The sequence below is a fragment of the Alteromonas sp. 4NS20-0143 genome (genome assembly GCF_057542855.1).
Genome location: NZ_BAAJLR010000004.1, coordinates 172,142 through 188,857, shown reverse-complemented (window position 1 = coordinate 188,857; position 16,716 = coordinate 172,142). Strand labels below are relative to the sequence as shown.

General features: G+C 45.5%; 11 protein-coding genes. 4 read left to right on the top strand and 7 right to left on the bottom strand.

Going from position 1 to position 16,716, the window contains the following annotated elements; all coding sequences use genetic code 11:
* Positions 1 to 72 precede the first annotated feature (72 nt).
* Genes AC27HD_RS11075 through AC27HD_RS11060 form a run of 4 tightly spaced genes read right to left on the bottom strand, consistent with a single transcriptional unit; the run spans position 73 to position 5,729 of the window.
* A complete protein-coding gene (locus AC27HD_RS11075; RefSeq protein WP_487105831.1) occupies positions 73 to 2,268 on the bottom strand; it encodes a TonB-dependent siderophore receptor in 2,196 nt (731 codons plus the stop codon).
* The gene (locus AC27HD_RS11070; RefSeq protein ID WP_487105830.1) at positions 2,258 to 3,571 is read right to left on the bottom strand and encodes a DUF3526 domain-containing protein; all 1,314 of its coding nucleotides are present in this window, start codon (positions 3,569 to 3,571) and stop codon (positions 2,258 to 2,260) included. Before AC27HD_RS11070 ends, AC27HD_RS11075 begins: the two co-directional genes overlap by 11 nt.
* Positions 3,568 to 5,010 (bottom strand): ABC transporter permease, encoded by a 1,443-nt coding sequence (locus AC27HD_RS11065; protein ID WP_487105828.1) that lies wholly within the window; start codon positions 5,008 to 5,010, stop codon positions 3,568 to 3,570. The genes AC27HD_RS11070 and AC27HD_RS11065 overlap by 4 nt, the downstream gene beginning before the upstream one ends.
* Entirely contained in the window at positions 5,007 to 5,729 is a 723-nt protein-coding gene (locus AC27HD_RS11060) for an ABC transporter ATP-binding protein (RefSeq protein WP_487105826.1), read from the bottom strand. The genes AC27HD_RS11065 and AC27HD_RS11060 overlap by 4 nt, the downstream gene beginning before the upstream one ends.
* 478 nt (positions 5,730 to 6,207) lie before the next feature.
* On the opposite strand from AC27HD_RS11060, the gene AC27HD_RS11055 reads away from it, so the two are divergent.
* Entirely contained in the window at positions 6,208 to 8,592 is a 2,385-nt protein-coding gene (locus AC27HD_RS11055; RefSeq protein ID WP_487105824.1) for a putative bifunctional diguanylate cyclase/phosphodiesterase, read from the top strand.
* A 94-nt stretch (positions 8,593 to 8,686) separates the two neighbouring features.
* On the opposite strand, the gene AC27HD_RS11050 is transcribed toward AC27HD_RS11055, so the two are convergent.
* The 3 genes from AC27HD_RS11050 to AC27HD_RS11040 are packed head-to-tail and all read right to left on the bottom strand — an operon-like array spanning position 8,687 to position 14,009.
* Positions 8,687 to 10,261 (bottom strand): phytase, encoded by a 1,575-nt coding sequence (locus tag AC27HD_RS11050; RefSeq protein ID WP_487105822.1) that lies wholly within the window; start codon positions 10,259 to 10,261, stop codon positions 8,687 to 8,689.
* Positions 10,262 to 10,302: 41 nt separating this feature from the next.
* Complete coding sequence (locus AC27HD_RS11045; protein WP_487105820.1) at positions 10,303 to 11,289, bottom strand: metallophosphoesterase; 987 nt, start codon at positions 11,287 to 11,289, stop codon at positions 10,303 to 10,305.
* 17 nt (positions 11,290 to 11,306) lie between these two features.
* Positions 11,307 to 14,009, bottom strand: coding sequence for a TonB-dependent receptor (locus AC27HD_RS11040; protein ID WP_487105818.1), 2,703 nt, complete (start codon positions 14,007 to 14,009; stop codon positions 11,307 to 11,309).
* A gap of 306 nt (positions 14,010 to 14,315) precedes the next feature.
* Between AC27HD_RS11040 and AC27HD_RS11035 the strand changes: the two genes are divergently transcribed.
* The 3 genes from AC27HD_RS11035 to AC27HD_RS11025 all read left to right on the top strand — a co-directional run bounded on the left by AC27HD_RS11035 (position 14,316) and on the right by AC27HD_RS11025 (position 16,554).
* On the top strand, positions 14,316 to 15,215 hold the full coding sequence (locus AC27HD_RS11035; protein ID WP_032094673.1) for a diguanylate cyclase domain-containing protein: 900 nt from the start codon (positions 14,316 to 14,318) through the stop codon (positions 15,213 to 15,215).
* Positions 15,199 to 16,233, top strand: a complete 1,035-nt coding sequence (locus AC27HD_RS11030; protein ID WP_487105816.1) for an AraC family transcriptional regulator ligand-binding domain-containing protein — start codon at positions 15,199 to 15,201, stop codon at positions 16,231 to 16,233. The genes AC27HD_RS11035 and AC27HD_RS11030 overlap by 17 nt, the downstream gene beginning before the upstream one ends.
* A 126-nt stretch (positions 16,234 to 16,359) precedes the next feature.
* Positions 16,360 to 16,554, top strand: coding sequence for a hypothetical protein (locus tag AC27HD_RS11025; protein WP_032094675.1), 195 nt, complete (start codon positions 16,360 to 16,362; stop codon positions 16,552 to 16,554).
* Positions 16,555 to 16,716: the final 162 nt, after the last annotated feature.

Below are 16,716 nucleotides of genomic sequence, written 5' to 3'. Positions count from 1 at the left end.
AACCCTTTCTGAAGGCAAGATAACGGAAACACGCTATAAAATAGCGTGCTTAGAAAATTACTTAAACACTGTTTAAAAACGATACGCTGCCGACAGCCTAAATCGCTGTGGCGCACCAGGCTCAACCCACACATCGGCAAAAGAGTTGGTATAAAACTCTTCGTCAAATAGGTTGTCTACCGCCACTCTCACAGACAAGTTTTCAATAGGTTCAATCTCTGCAAACGCGCGCACTGTGGTGTAACTCGGTAAATAGAAATCAGTAGCGGTTTGGCCTAAACGCTCATCAACGTAAAGTAAACCAGAGCCTATGCGAACTGGCATATCTGCAATCACTAGTCCTTTACTTATCTGCACACTGAGTTGGTTTTCCGGTACATTAATAAGCGGGTCGCCAGACTCTATGGCTGATACAAAGTTGGCGTCTGCCGCATCATTTGTGCTTTCTGCATCAACAAAGCTATAAGACACCCAAAGTGAAATATCGTTTTCAAACTCAGCGTTAATGTCTAACTCTACACCTCGACTTCGCGCTTCGCCTGCTGGGGTTAAGAAAAAACCATCTGAGGCTTGTTCACTGTCATCAAACACGAGAATATTGCTTTGCTCAATATTAAATACCGAGAAAGTAATATCGCCACGCACGTTATCAAACATCGACGTTAAATCCGCTTTAACACCGATTTCTGCCGACTCAGATTCATTGGGCTCAAAAGGATTACCCGCAAAGTCTGATCCAGTGAGCTGACGGAAGCCTTCGCCGTAGGTCGCATACACGCTCGTGCTGTCGTTAAATAGATAAACGGCACCCACCTGAGGCGAGAAGCGAGTATCATCTTGCGATGTTGTGGACACTGGGCTTGCCAAGCGGTTGTCAATTTCCTGCTCAAACTTATCGAAACGACCACCTAAACGAATTTGAAGGTTGTCGGTAATGTTAATTTGGTCTTGGAAATAGAATCCCCATGCCTTTTGCACTTCAAACCGGTTCAAGTTATTGGACAGTTCAACCTCTGGAAGCGGCGAATAGTCTGGGTTGAAAATATCTAAAACCAAGTACTGATCTAAATCTAAGTCATTAATGTCAGTATCGCTTGCAAAAAACGGCGGGCGATAACGAAGGATTTCTTGATCGTTTTCAAACTTGTCATAGTCTGCACCAACAATAACTCGGTGAGTGACAGACCCCGTATCGAACTGACCCGCAATTTCGCCACGCAATACCAAGTAGTCTGTCTCGAAGTTACGATACCGTTTGAAACGAGATAGCAGTGCTTGGTCTGGGTCGATAAACAACGTTTGGCGACCGCCGAAGTTATTTTCCAGTGCATTACCTTCAAACGTCGTATCTCGTAAACCAGCGCCTAAAAGCAGGTTCCAGTCGTCGGCTAGTTCGTGTGATATCTCAATTTGATGACCAACCACTTGGGTATCTATGGTGTCGCCGCTAGGGTCGCCAGTAAAGGTTTCGATGGGTTGATGACCTAACTCACCGTCAATGGCCACTACGCCGCGGTCGAATGGTATTTTTTGTTCCGTATATTCCAGTTCATAGGAAATCGACGTATCTGCTGATACTTCCCATGTTACCGACGGATAAAAGCCGAAGCGCTCTGTTTCAACCGTGTCGCGAAAACTCTCTGCATCTTCGTAAAAGCCAACAAGACGCACACCCACGTTTTCACTAGCCCCTGCAACAGTCTGCAAGTCTGCTTCTACACGTTTTTGCTCCCAGCTTCCGTAGGTGGCTTGTACTTCACCGCCTTGGCGAAATTGTGGGCGCTTAGTCACCAGGTTAATGGCACCGCCAGGCTCTCCTCGTCCAAATAATGCTGCTTTTGGACCTTTCAGTACTTCAACATGATCGATACCAGATAAATCCCGCGGCCCACCAAAGCCGCGACCGGCGTTGAAGCCGTTAACTAAAAACCCGCTAGGTAAGTTTTCATCGCCTGAAAAACCGCGAATCGCAAAGCTATTCCACAACCCACCAAAATTGTTTTGGCGAGCCACAGACGCCGATAAATCTAATGCATCGTTGAGATTCACAGCACCAGCATCACTGAGTAACCCAAGGTCGATATCTTGCGCTGCGGCAGGTACTTCTTTGTATTCAAAAGCGCCCTGATACGCGCGATGCATACCGTGAACAGTAATCTTCTCAACATCTGCTTCATTCGACGCATTAGTATTTTGTGCATGTGAAGACGCATTAAACAGTGTCGCGATAGTGACGGCGAGGGTAGTTTTTACCCAATTAGTTTTCATCGGTGTTTTCCTGTGAGTCTTTTAGTTTTTGTGGTGTAAATTGTGGAAGTTGCTCGAAGCTCTCTAGCGAAAAAGCAGGCGCTTTGAACATGCGGTTATAATAAAAATCGCGAAGGCTGGCGTGAAACTGTCGTACGCTATTTTCATAGTGCACCATTGCTTGTACGTCAGTATCGGCGGCACTTGATAGCAGGCGCTGCGTGAGCAGAGACGGGGATAGCCACGCTATGTAACTCGCTATTTCATCTTTTTTGAGTGTTGATGCTTGGTAAGATTGTGAAAGCTCGCTGGCCTTTTCATCGCCCACTTGCTGAAAGGCGTAGTACCATTTCCAGTTAAATGAGCTATCGCGTTTGGGGTCAAACTCGGTGTAGTGAGTCCACTGCGGATGGCTTTTGAGAAAAGCGCTCCAGGTTTCTTCTACAGGCTTGTCCCACGCGCCGTTTACCGCTTCACGCTGGATAAGCACAATGTCTCCGCCCTCTGGCGTGTCAACAAGGGCATTAATGACGGTGTGACCGGTAACCGGAACGACGACGGTCGTCATAAGCCACACGCCCAACATAATAGAAGCCAAATGAGTGGCACTGAACTGGGAAAAGCGTTTTGCCGCACCAATAGCAAGTACGATCACACTCCACATTGCAATATTGGCAATCACAATGGCGCAAACCTTTACTATACCAACTAGTTCAGCGCCATTGAGTACGGCAAATGCGACAAACGGAACCAGCACGGCAAGTGCAAGGGGCACCAAAGTCACTATCACCCGCGACGTCCAAATTGCATGACTATTGCGTGCGGTTACGTTTAACAAATCAAAGCGGCGAGCTTCACGCTCTTTGGCTTTTAAATCGTACAGCAGCAGTATGATGAACAGTGGCAAAAGCACACTGGTCACGAAGGCGAAATCAAAACGGCCTAAAAAAGCGAGCTCGGGGTTGTCGGTGTCGCTTTCATAAATTTGTCCTTCTAGAGCGAGCATACGAATACGATGTTTCCAAGGAAATACATCCCGCTCACCTACCGCGGCAAACGCCAAACTGGTAGGCGGTGCATACGTTAGATGAAACGAGTAGTACGCAACCATTCCATAATTAGACTGGTGGTTGATAACAGCGTCGCGCTCTACTTGGTCTTTTTCTAATAACCTTTCAATAGTGGCTTGTTGCTCCTGCATTTCTGCAAACCCCGCCCAAAGGGAAATGGAACTTAGCAGCAATACCACTAGCATGGTAAGTTTGAATTGGCGGTGCCCAAAAACGAAGCCCGCCTCACGTTTAATATCATTAAAACGCATCATGGGTTTAACCTCCTAACCGCAATAAGAAGCAGCAGCACGGTAATGCCCCCCCAAAAAAGCAGCTGCAAGAAGTACAAGTTTGCGTTGCTTATTCGTACCGCAGATTTTTCAGGCTCAAACTTAAACTCTGCTAACAATGCCCAGTTACTTGCGTCAACCACCGCTTTATCGGCTGCTTCCTCACTGGCATTGCGGTTCATGTCTAGTTTGTAATCAAGTTTTTCCACATGCACTTTATTAAGGCCTTGCACAAATTCTAAGCGCAGCGCTTCGGCTTCACGTAAAAAGCGGTGGTGGGTTTCAAGACTCGTGCCCGCCAATACGGTTGAAATTGAGCGAATGGCGACGGTAGGTGATAACCAGCCAAATTGACGGGCAATATGCGCCTGCTCTAGCTCTTGCTGCATACGATTTTCAGCAAATTCGCTTAACACCTCAGCCTGACGCTGCTCAGAATATTGGGCTACCACACCTCTGAAATTAACGGGTAAGTCATCCACAGAGTCCACGTTGTACTTGGCGAGTAAGTCTTGTTTAAGCTTTTTAAAGGCAGGGTCGTTAACGTCGTGCCCATCACCAAGGCTTCTTAATTTCTCTTCTACTTTAAAATCGGCCTCAAGCTTGCCCATAGAGGGCGCTAAATTAGTCGCTACACTGCTACCTAAACGGGGAAGCAACACGCATGCGCTCATCCAAATGACAATTAATATTGTGAAACTCGCACTGCTCTTTTCAAATAGTGCAGAACACGCTGTTACCACCACAGTCCACAGTAAAAAGTAAACGGCGTAACTAACGCTAAATAGCGCAACCACGGCTGCACTTTCACCTGAAAAAGCGACATAAAAACACGCTAAAAGTAATGGCATCAGAAACACAGCGCTTGCCGCCGCTAAGGCTAACAATTTACCGAGCAACAGCTGTGAGCGGCTAGTACCTTGAGATAACAGCAAAGTGAGGGTACCGGCTTCACGCTCTCGAGATACACTGCCGTAACCGATAAGAATGATAAAAAGCGGCGCAAGCACTAGCGCTAAAAAGCTAGGCGTTAAGCTGCTAAAACGCGTTAGGCCCGCCGACTGACGCTGCTCAGCAAACATTGCACTGTTTTGTCTGTGGCCCTCTAGGAAAATAGCATTGCCCGTGTAGGTATCTACCCCTGGCTCAATCACGCTTAAAGGCGTTGGCGCGCGAAATACGTAATGACCATAATGCACCATGCGATGGGGGTGCTTATCAGGCTGCGCTTTAAAACGCTCCTCTGCTTTATGTTGAAGATGTTCGCGGGCATGAGCGGCTTCTTCTATATGAAACGCATTCACAACGAGCGCTGCTAAGGTAAGCACCGCACCCAACATCAGTACGGTGGCAGCAACCTTGGTGCGCAGCCAATAGCGCCATTGCTCTGCGCAAATAGTGTTGGCGACGCGCAATATCATAGCGTACGCCCTGCAAACGCTGCGTGAACCGCTTCGGTATCGATGGGTGTATCAGCCACCCGTTCAAAGGAGCCAGTCAGTTTACCGTCGCTTAATAGCACAATACGATGAGCCACTTGGCAAGCGCCGTAAACATCGTGCGTCACCATAAAAATAGTGGCGCCGTTTGCGGCAAGCTCAGACACTAGCGCATTGAATTCATCGATGGCTGCCGGGTCTAACCCTGAAGTAGGCTCATCTAAAAATAAAACCGGTGCATTGCGCAACAGCGCAAGGGCAATCGCCGTTTTTTGGCGCATGCCTTTTGAGTAATTCGACAGCGCCTTTTTCCACGAGTTTTCTTGTAGCGCTACTTTGCGTAACGCGGCAAAAATCTCTTCGTCTGTTTTATCTACACCTGCAACTGATAGAAAATAGCGAATATTTTCTAAGCCAGAAAGATGGCCATACAAGGTGACTGACTCAGGAAGGTAAGCCACTGATTTTTGTACATCGTTAGTATTGGTGCTGGCGTTTTTACCTAGCACAGTTGCACTACCGCTACTTGCCTTCATTAACCCTAAAAAGGTTTTGAGGGTGGTCGATTTACCTGCGCCATTTCCACCTAAAAGGGCGAAAACCTCGCCTTTTCCTACATTAAAATTAAGGTTATCTAAAAGCGTGCGGCCATCTACTCGCACAGTTAGCGCATCAGCGCATATAACGGAATTTGTGTGCATTGTTTGATAAAGCTATAAAATTAAATTGATTTCGTAATGTTATATTATAACTATTGCATTGGGAATACGTTTTACTTTGATGTTTTCAAAAATTTTATGATAAACGTTGGGTAAGAGGCTCTTTCAAATCTTTATTGCTATTAATTAGTTAAGGTTTTATACGAGCTGCAAAGCTCAATATGTGGCTATTTAATTGATGGATAACACGGCCGCCTTCACCTAATTTACTGGCCAACAACAAACACGATTATCACGAAGTACTATCCATCAAGCAGAACTTATATTTGTAAACTATTCTTATGCCTAGAAAGAGTCTTCTGGAAATGTAATGAGGATGACTTTAAACGAGAGTTTGTTACCCTTTTGACGCAGTCAGATCATAGGTAGCATCACGCTACTAGTACTGGCACTGCAGCAGAATGACCATTAGTGAAACCTTTCAGAGGCCGCTGTTTTTATTTTTATACTGAGATATCCATTGACGCCATTCAACAATAAAAAGAACAAACGAAAAGTTTCCTATAGCTACCTCATTATTTTGATACTTATCGTATTAATCGTGGGAGTTATCATTACCGGTATTTCAGCGATTTTAAGTGAGTCGCGTCAGGTTAGAAATAATTACGAGCTGCTACGATTAGCCGAATCTGTCGATGACACCTTGATGGAAGTTAATGCTGATTACAGCGACTTTTTGCTCACCGGCGAGGACATCAAACTAGAAAAATTCAATCGCCACAAAAAGCAGCTTGATAAGTTGATAGGCAAAGGTAAACAACTCGTTACTGGTGAGGGCCAGCAAGCCGCTCGCTGGTCGAAAGTGGCAGAGCTCATGACTCGTTGGGAGCAACAAGTTGTGCAACCTGAAATAGCGGTAAGGCAGCAGATTGAGCAAAGTAATATAGCCCTAACCCATTTTGAAACTTTATCTTCCAGACTAGTCGGTAAGGCTATTTTTGACGACATTCGAGGTTTACTGTCTGCTTTACATGATAAGTTTGAGCAGCGAAGCAATGAAAAAGGTAAAAAGCTTATCGACCTAATAACCCTGAGCTTGGTCAATATGGAAACTGGTCAGCGCGGCTTTTTACTCTCTGGCGCAGAGGAGTCACTAGAGCCATTTGAAGAAGGTAAAAAACGATTAGCTGTGCAGCTAGAACGCGTTCGCAGCCACGCTGTCAGTGGTAACGTAATTGCATCAGATATTGATGCATTGGAACGCCGCATTGACGATTGGCTGCGCAATGCTGTCATACCAGAAATTCAAGCGAGAAGAGAGCTTAATAGTAAATCAGTATCCAATGAGGATGTGACAACAATGCTTGCTGGGGAGCTAACCCAACAATACATTGGCAATATTCGCGACCTCTTGAAAGAAATCATCATTGACGAAGAGTTAACGCTTAACACACGTAAAGTAGAAGAGGCTTCAACTGACCTATTTATAAAGATAGCTATCGTACTTGGCATATTGGTTGTATCCATGGTCTTGATGCTGGGCTTTATGCGAACACAGGCTTTCAAACTTGTAAATTATCGTTCAAAACTGGAACACCTCGCCCATTACGACACCCTTACAAACCTGCCAAATCGTGTATTACTTGCCAATCAATTAAGTCAGTCGATGGCCCAATGTCGTCGCCGTAAACAATCGTTAGCCGTTGCCTTTATGGATCTCGATGGATTCAAAGCCATTAACGACAATCATGGCCATAAGGTGGGAGATGAACTTTTAGTCGCGGTGTCACAACGGATGAAAAGCAGCTTAAGAGAGGGAGACATGCTGGCTCGTATTGGCGGCGACGAGTTCATTGCTGTTATGGTTGACTTAAATGGGCCACATGATAGCGAACCAGCGCTACAGCGGCTGCTAGACGCGGCAGCAGAGCCCGTGATCATTGGTGACGACGTGCTGAATGTAACAGCTAGCATAGGGGTTAACTTTTATCCCGAAGATAGCTCGGACGCAGAGCAGCTTATGCGACATGCTGATCAAGCCATGTATTTAGCCAAGCAGGCAGGTAAGAATCAGTTTTATATCTTCGATACCAAAAAAGACAGTGCGTACAAGGCATTAGGGGAAAGAATCGGCCACATTCGAAGCGCGCTTGAGCAAGAGCACTTTGTATTGCACTACCAGCCACAGGTAAACATGTGCACAGGTGACGTTATTGGCGTTGAGGCCCTAATTCGTTGGCAACACCCAGAACGTGGACTTATTCCACCGTTAGAGTTTCTGCCCGCTATAGAAAGTCATAATCTGAGTATAAAGCTAGGCGAATGGGTGATAAGCAGTGCCCTAGCCCAAATTAAGCAGTGGCATGATGACGGCCTCAGTTTTACAGTAAGTGTAAATATTAGCGCCTACCAGCTTACTCAAAGTGACTTTCCAGAACGGCTGGCATTATTGTTAGAACAGCACACAAATGTAGATCCAAACCTACTGGAATTAGAAATTTTAGAAACCGCTGCACTTAGCGACATCACGCAAGTGTCAGAGGTTATGAACGCTTGTCATAAGCTGGGTGTGCGTTTTGCCCTAGATGACTTTGGCACTGGATATTCCTCCTTAACGTATTTGAGAAGACTTCCAGCACAACAGGTAAAAATAGACCAAAGCTTTGTTCGTGACATGCTAGAAGACCCTGACGACTTAGCAATTATCAAAGGCGTAGTGGGTCTAGCCAACGCTTTTAAACGGGACGTTATTGCAGAAGGTGTTGAAACTCGCGCCCACGGAGAAGCGCTGCTTGCGCTTGGCTGCGAGCAAGCTCAAGGATACGGTATCGCTCGCCCTATGCCAGCTGTAGATATTCACCCATGGGTTCAAACATGGCAACAAACGCAGTCATGGCAAAGCTGAGCACTTATCGCCTATGTGGGCAAATACTTGATTGGCGCCACTGATTAGTGACGCCAATCGCGTTTTATACACGGCTCTTTTGTACGGCTTTTGTTTAACGGTGCTTTCGAATAAATTCAGCCAGCTTTGAGCCTGATATCAGCTTAAAGTTTTGCTTGTCGCTCGGCATAACATTTCTGCCATCTTGCACAACTAGCAGTCCTTGAGGGTAGCTGCTACCAAGATTTACACTGCTTATGGCAAGACCGTCAGTCTCGGATGCGCCATCTATCCCGTTCTCGATATCTGCAGTGATACGAAAGCTTCCCAGCCAGTCAAAATCATTATCGATAGCATAAACCGCATAGCTATTGTTGCCTTGACTAGAAGCAACTAAATAACGTTTTTCATCAACATAAAAGATATCCATTCCTTCAATATCTGCATGCACTGTATTGCTCAAACCGGCTATTCGCGTACTTGTCTGCTGAACGCCTGCCAAACTGCGTAGCCAAATTCCGCTTGCTTCTTCCCCGTAGAATAGCTGCTGGTGTTTATCGTCAGCCACACATCCCTCAGGTTGGCTAGGTACGTTAAACTGTTCCACAAGCGATGCACTTACCGTGTCACCGGCTACGGTTAACGCATAGCGCAAGTAGGTTCCGTCAGTGTCGTTAACTAGCACCTCAAGGCCTTGTTTTGGTTGGTAAAGGCAAAGACCATAAATATCGTTTAAGGGTGTCGACACATCGCCAATATGTGTGACCCTCCGGTTTTTTCCGTTTATAGCAAACACACTTAGCAGGTTGCCGCTACGATTGCTCGCTACCGCTAGGTCCATGCTATTTTCACCAAATTGCACCGACTGTCGCACATCAACGTTATTTACTTTTCCAATGGGAAGGTGCTGTAACCGTTTACCGTTCAAATCGAAAACATCAAGCCCCGCTTTTTTGTCAGTTCCAATGATAAGACTACGCTCTGGTGTTTCATTGTTTACCCAAATAGCGGGGTCGTCAGCAGCATCACCGAATCGCTGTACTGGGTCAGTTTGTCCATCGGCAATCAGCATAGGTAAATCACCCCGTTGATAGTCCTGTGGCTTAACATCAAACGAATGAACCATGCCCATTTCGTCAGTTAACTCACCTTTTTCCAGTGATATCAGCGCAATAGATACTGTATCTTCGTCTAAGTTTAACGGTGATAAATATCGCGTCAGCTCAGACTCGGGCGCTACCGACATTTGCCACACTCCAATCCCCTCTTCAGCAATAAAGATTTGACCAGAAGCGTTATCCACCATGCAGTATTCTGGTTCGCCACCCATCGAAAAATTACGAATGGCTACCTGTCGCCATTGTGCGCTAGATTGAAGATAGAGGTATTGTTGTGAGGCCATCCCGCGTGCGTCGAAAACAAACGCGCCAATACCCTGTGTATCTTGGAATACACACAGTGTTTCAATGTCAGCATCAGGTGGTGGTGAGCGGTATTGTTCTTTTATTTTAAAGCGGCTATTCAATGGGGTAACGGCACTGACCACCAGCGCTTGTGTAAGTGGGTCGATATGCACCAACAATTGATTGTTTTCATCAATGCTATGACTTGCATAAATTTCCGCATCCTCTGGAATATGGGCTAGAAGAGGCTTGGGGGAGGCCTGACACACGAGGGCACAAACTGCCAAACAAGGTCCAACTACACTATAAGTAAAAAAGCGAAGAAACATTACTTATCCTTACTAAGAGAAATGGTATAGCGATAAATCACTTCTCCACTATCATTAACAAATTGTACTAGGCACTTAGCACTGTCCATCGACACTATTGCAAAACCCGCTTGAGACTCAGCAAACAAGGTAAATTCTCGCTGCTTAACCGGGCGTAGCTCAGAACCGGCACCAGAAACAAAGTGCTCTACCTTTTTATTGGCAGCGCGGTTGTGCTGCAAATCGTGCTCATGACCCGCAAAATACGCCTGAACGCCGTACTGCTCTAGCACTGGTTCAATCACATTGCGAATACCGCCTGTTTTGCCATAACGTTTGCCGCTGGAATACAATGGATGGTGACCTATTACAATTTTCCATTCTGCCTTTGATTCGCTAAGCTGCTTATGGATCCAAGCGAGTTGCGCATCACCATCTTGCGCCATCGCCGCCGCGTATTTTTTCTCTGACTCATATGCAGGGTTCAGGGGGCTAGTATCTACAAACAATATAAGCGCAGACGCCTTATCGGAAACATCAACTGTCTTAGCGTAGTAAGGCGCCGGCATTTGCCAGCGACGACTTATGTCGCTGTAATCAATTTGCGCTTGCCAATTTCCTCTGTAATCGTGATTACCTAATGTGGCATACCAGTCGATAAACAAATTGGGACCGGTATACACGTCTTCAAATGAACTGCGCCAGTAAGGGTCGTGAATAGAGGCTATACCGTTGCTGTAAAAGTTATCTCCCGTTGTAGCAACAAATTCAGCATCTGCTTGTGCCGCTGCAATATCCATCCATTTCGCGACCGTTCGTTGATGAAAGTGGCCGTTTCGGCCCCAATCACCTAGTACTAGAAAGCTAAAGCCGTCTTCTACTGTCTCAAGGCCTTTAATCATATTTTCGCTATAGTACTCGCTATCGTAGATCTCATGGCTTGCTAGCGAAAAGCTAGCAAGGCCCATAAGAACGATGGAAAGCGTAAACAAGAAACTCTTTTTCATGTTTGCATTACTTCCTATTACTGAGTACGCCAAATAAAGCCAATTTCAAAGGTACGACCATACTGTTCGAATTGGGCATTGCGATTGCGCTCATCAAAATAGTGATACATAGGTTCGTCACCTAAGTTGATGCCATTGAAATACACCTGCATATCGTTGTTTATGTAATATTTGGCAACGAAGTCAATTTGCTGGTGATCATCTTCAATGCGCAACATGCCATCATCAATTTCTTCAAGGTTGTCACTTTTGTAAGTCATACTTAAACGCAAACTTAGCGAGTCATTTTCATAACCTACAACCACATTACCAACCGTGTCAGATTGATTTGGTAACTTAGTTTCAAAGCGTTCGCCATCAAGAATAGTGAGCGCGTCAGAATCAGAAAATGTACTGTTTACCGAGAATAAAAGTCCATTGTTGAAACTCTTAACCCAGCTTAGTTCTAACCCTGTAAGGGTGGCTTCTTCACCATTAACAGGTTGAAAAGCTTCTTCGAACCCTTCCCATGGCCCCGTGCCCGCCACATTTGCCTCAACAATAAAGTTGTCGATACGCTTGTGGAATAATCCGGCAGACAAAACGCCGATGCTCCCTGGGTAATATTCAAGCATTAGGTCGAAGTTATCCGCCTCATAAGGCAATAGCTCAGGATTGCCTACGCTTGCCTCACGCTCTATTACCTGCTCGCCATCTTCCGTTCTCACATTCGCCTCAATAATTTGAAACGCTGCTGCATCTTCAAAGCTGGGGCGTGACAGAGTTTGAGTGAACGCCGCGCGACCAATGAGTTTTTCTGTAAAGGCGTAACGCACGTTGATACTAGGGAAGAGATTGTCGTAGTCCCGTGAAGCGTTTACCGGCTCAATGCTTAAATCAACGCTATCTGTGTCTTCATTCTCAGTTAACGATACTTGAGAGCCAGCAGTACTGTACGACGTGCTCTCATAGCGCAAACCAGCCACTAAGCGAAGTTTTTCCCAGTCAAAGCGGGTCATAGCATAGGCAGCAAAGATATCTTCATCATTGCTAAAAGAATTACCCTGAGACTCTATGCGAGAATCTAACTCAGCCAATTCGAGCTGACTGCGCTGCTGATTGAAGTTGTCTCTTAGCGCACCGCGATTAAGCCCGGGTCCAAAATTTCCGAGGGTGTATTCTGGGGAAGCGGTAGCAAATGCCGCGTTATCAAAACCATCAAACCCACCGTCAAAAATCGAAATATTGGCCGCAGCGGTTTTTTCTCGTGCTCGATATTTAGAGCCAAACTTCACTTCACCTTCACTATCAAACCAGTCTATTCGCTTAGCAATATCGAGGCGGAAGCTCAGCTCTGTATCTTTTGCGTTATTGCGTTCGAAACTCATTTGTTCGAGTTCGTAGTTGCCAAGGTCGTTAAGTGCTTCAGGTACCGTAAGTTGAGGGATACGTTGTTCTAAATCACCATCAATACCTGCATCTGCACCGGTGAAAACGTAGTAAAGCGCATCTGGTTCATCTTCGTCTGAGCGGGAGTAACCTGCTTGATAGCTTATCGTCCATGCGTCGCGTTCATGCTCTGCACCGGCAGATATGCTTAAAATACTTTGCTCTTCAAATCGGTCTTTACTTTCGCGCTCTACTTCTGAGTCATCGCCATCTAATACGAAAACGTTGGCTTGTCTGAACTCTGAGTCTGAGAAGCGACTGTATAAGGTGCGTAAATAATACTGATTATTAAAATCTGGACGAAAATCAATGTTTACCGCTCCACCAAGACGTTCACGGGTGATAGCGTAATGACGTTGTTCAATTTCATCATCGCCATTGCTTTCTATGTTGTCTGACCCGAATTCACGGTCAAAGTAGCTTAGTGCAGCAGCAATGCCCCACTTATCATTTATTTTATGGGTGACGCTGCCTGCAAGCTTAGGACTCAAGGCGTCGCGAAGCTCGTTTTGACTTAACTGGGCGGTAAATGAGGCGCTGTCAGTGGCTCGGTCAAACGCGCTCACACTTTTCACTTCAATATTACCGCCAATGGTATCGGCATCCATATCAGAGGTGACAGACTTTGAAACCGTTAAACTGCTGATGAGTTCAGAAGGAATAACATCAAGGGCCACCGACCTAACGCCGCCTTCAGGAGAAGGAATATTCAGACCGTTAATGGTGACATTGTTCAAGTTCGGATCGATTCCGCGAATACCTACAAAGCGTCCTTCGCCCTGATCGCGCTCAATACTTAAACCCGGCAAACGCTGAAGTGACTCTGCCGCATTCTGATCAGGAAACTGACCTATTGCATCCGAAGACACGACTGATGTTATGCCATCAGCCATGCGCTGTTTGTTAATTGCTGTCGCTTGCCCACTTCGTTGTCCACGTACCAGAAGCTCTTCGATAGTATCGTTAGCGGCACCAACCAATAAGGTAACATTGGTAATATCATCGCCAACGACAATTGTTTGCGTGGAAGGCTCTGTACCTAAATAATCTATTTCAACCGTATAAGTGCCTGGTGCAATGCGTGGAATTCTAAAACGACCTTCTTTATCGGCATAAACACTTATGCCCAACTCCTGAATATCGATTTTGGCGCCAGCAAATAATTTGCTGCTGTTTACGTTGGTGACTACGCCTACTACCTGCGACGCTTCGGCCGCTATTGCCTGAGGTGCCGCAAATTGCAACGCTGCCGAGCAAGCAATGGCGATAAGAGATAATTTTCTAGTGTGCATACCTGAGTTCTTCTGATTGTGTGAAAGCCAGCTCAAAGTAGGGTGAATAAATGACGTTTCCGTGACAGTTTTTTGACCTAGCTGCCAAAAATACGCAGATAAACATCAATAAAGCCCGACTCGCCATTTCCCTGAGCCAAAATTACCTGTACCCAAACCACTGTTTACATTGAATTAATAGCCGAAATATCGATTAACAAGGTGCTGCACATCGTTAAACTGTCATATTCGTGAGCCAAAATAACACTACTACGCCAAGGTAGATTACGTTAAACAGCACATATCACGGTATTTAGGTTATTCATCATGGTTTCACATTTAAGACGGCATCAAGGTTTATTCTCGCTGTCACTAACACTTCCTATACTCGCCTTTGCGATATGCATTTTAGCGGGCACGCCAGAACCCTCGGGTATTGAATGGCTTGATGTATTGGGTGAAGGGAGTGTGACCCTAGTACTATTGCTGTGGATATTGGCACTTCTGATTAGTCGTCCTTCGGGGAAGTTAACTCAACTGCTGGTGATAGGCCTTAACCTTATCCTGTTTTCTTCACTTTTAGATTTGATGGATGAGTTTATGGACTACTCAGCCACGTCTAATTGGGTTTCTATGATGGAATCTATTCCTGCCTCTATCGGCATGGTAATGACCACTATTGCTGTTTGGCAATGGCATAAAGAACAGTTGATGCTTAACGCCCAGTGGCAGACAAGAGAGGGCTTTGTTCGTAATACGGAAGACCTCGACCCGGTAACTCAGTTATACAGCGGAGAGCACTGGATGATGCGCTTAGAGCAAGCTTTCGCCCATAAACCTCACTCTTATAAAACGTTAGTGATGTTAGACATAAATGACTTTAGTCAGTTTAATAGCCAGTACGGGCATAATGAAGGTAACCGCTACTTGCGAGGATTGTCGTCAATGCTATCGCTATCACTTCCAAGTGGCGCGCTAGTTTGCCGGTTTGCTGGAGACCGCTTCGCCATTTTATTGCTGCAAGATGAAAAGGTTGATTCAGCAAACTGCATACACCAACTCAGCCAAAGTATTCATCATTTTGCTTTTTATCCCCACCAATGTAATACCGCTATTTGTTTGAGTGCTCGTCACGCTGCAATGGAAATAGTAAGTATGGCTGACATAAACGCAACCATCCTCAAGCTCAATCAAAGCTTAGATAAGCAGCATGCACACGCAGCCTAATCACCCTAACACCGTACCCAAATCATTGCTTCTAGGTGTTACTGACAAGCACTTAACTGCCTGGCCGCTAGCGCAGGCTATGGTTGATATGAGTATTTCACAAGGTATCGAAAGCGATGCTTTGCTAAGAGGTACAGGACTTTTCATAGAAGATATTGCTAATGGCAAAAGTTTAGGTGCTAAACAGCTTCTGCTATTGAGCCAGCGAGTTCAAAAGAGTGTGAAGAGCCGAGACGCAGGATTACAAATAGGTCGAATGCTCACCTCTAGTCACATGCTCGGCGTGCTATCTATCCTATTGAGATGCCGTAACGTAGCGCATTGTGTCGAGCTTCTTTCTCACATGCGCTGGAGCTGTATGCCACTTATTCACTGGCGTACGTATTATCACGACGATACGGTTTATCTTGTACCTCAAGATAGTTTTGGTGCAAAAGAAAACTGGTCTTTTCAGGTAGAAATAGCCTTTGCTTGGATGGTGTCTATTGTTCGTCAAGGAACAGACAAACGGTTCCCTTTAAGTTTTGATTTTGAATGGGCTCGTCCACGCAACATCTACGATTACGAGGAGTTTTTAGGTACGCGGCTTTCTTTTGAACAACCTGTGACAATGATCAAAATTCCTCGTGAGGCCTGGGAGGAGCGTTTTTCTCTTGCCGATGAGGACTGGGTTACAACCGGTGTAGCATCTGTGTCGAGGCAACCTATGTATGCATTGACCGAACGGATCCAGGATTTGTTAATACAACAGCCTGACTTAACAGCAGCGCAAATTGCTTCAACACTTTCCATAAGCCTTGCTACCTTGAAGCGTCGTTTAGCTGAGCACAACATGAGCTTCAAGCAGCTTAGCGACAGCATTCAAAAGCAGCACGCAATTATGATGGTACAAACATGCAGGGCAAACACCCAACAACTCGCAGAAGCATTCTCTGTAAGCGATACCACTAACCTTCGGCGCTTTATTAAACGCCTTACCGGTATGACATTAACCCAAATTCGCAACTCTATTTCTTAATTTACCAAGGCCGCTAGGTCACGACCTATATAAGTATTTTTGATGACCCTCTCAAAACTTGGCAAGCAAATTGTAAGTCTATGTTCAGTTAACTAAAACCTGAGCTAAAACGACGAGAATTTGACTATGCGTTTACCCACTAAGCAACTCATCAATAAAATTGAACATCTTTCTAAAGACCTGTCTCCAGCTCAACTTGGGCGTTTTCTCGATATTATCGATGCAATGACTGCTTTAGTTGAGGATGCCGCTACGGTCGACTTAAGCCATGACAAAAACGTCAAGCCAAGCGAGCAGAATACTTCGTCTGTCATTCATTAGTGAGGATTGGGATAGGTACAGCATCACCGACGCTGTAAACTAAAAACGGCGGATGCTTGCAAGCCGCCTTTTTTGTTTTTTACTCGCTACCTTTTATGGACCACTTTTCTCTGAGCAAGCTTCAAATAAGTCTTATTCAATACCTAGTTTCATCACAAATGC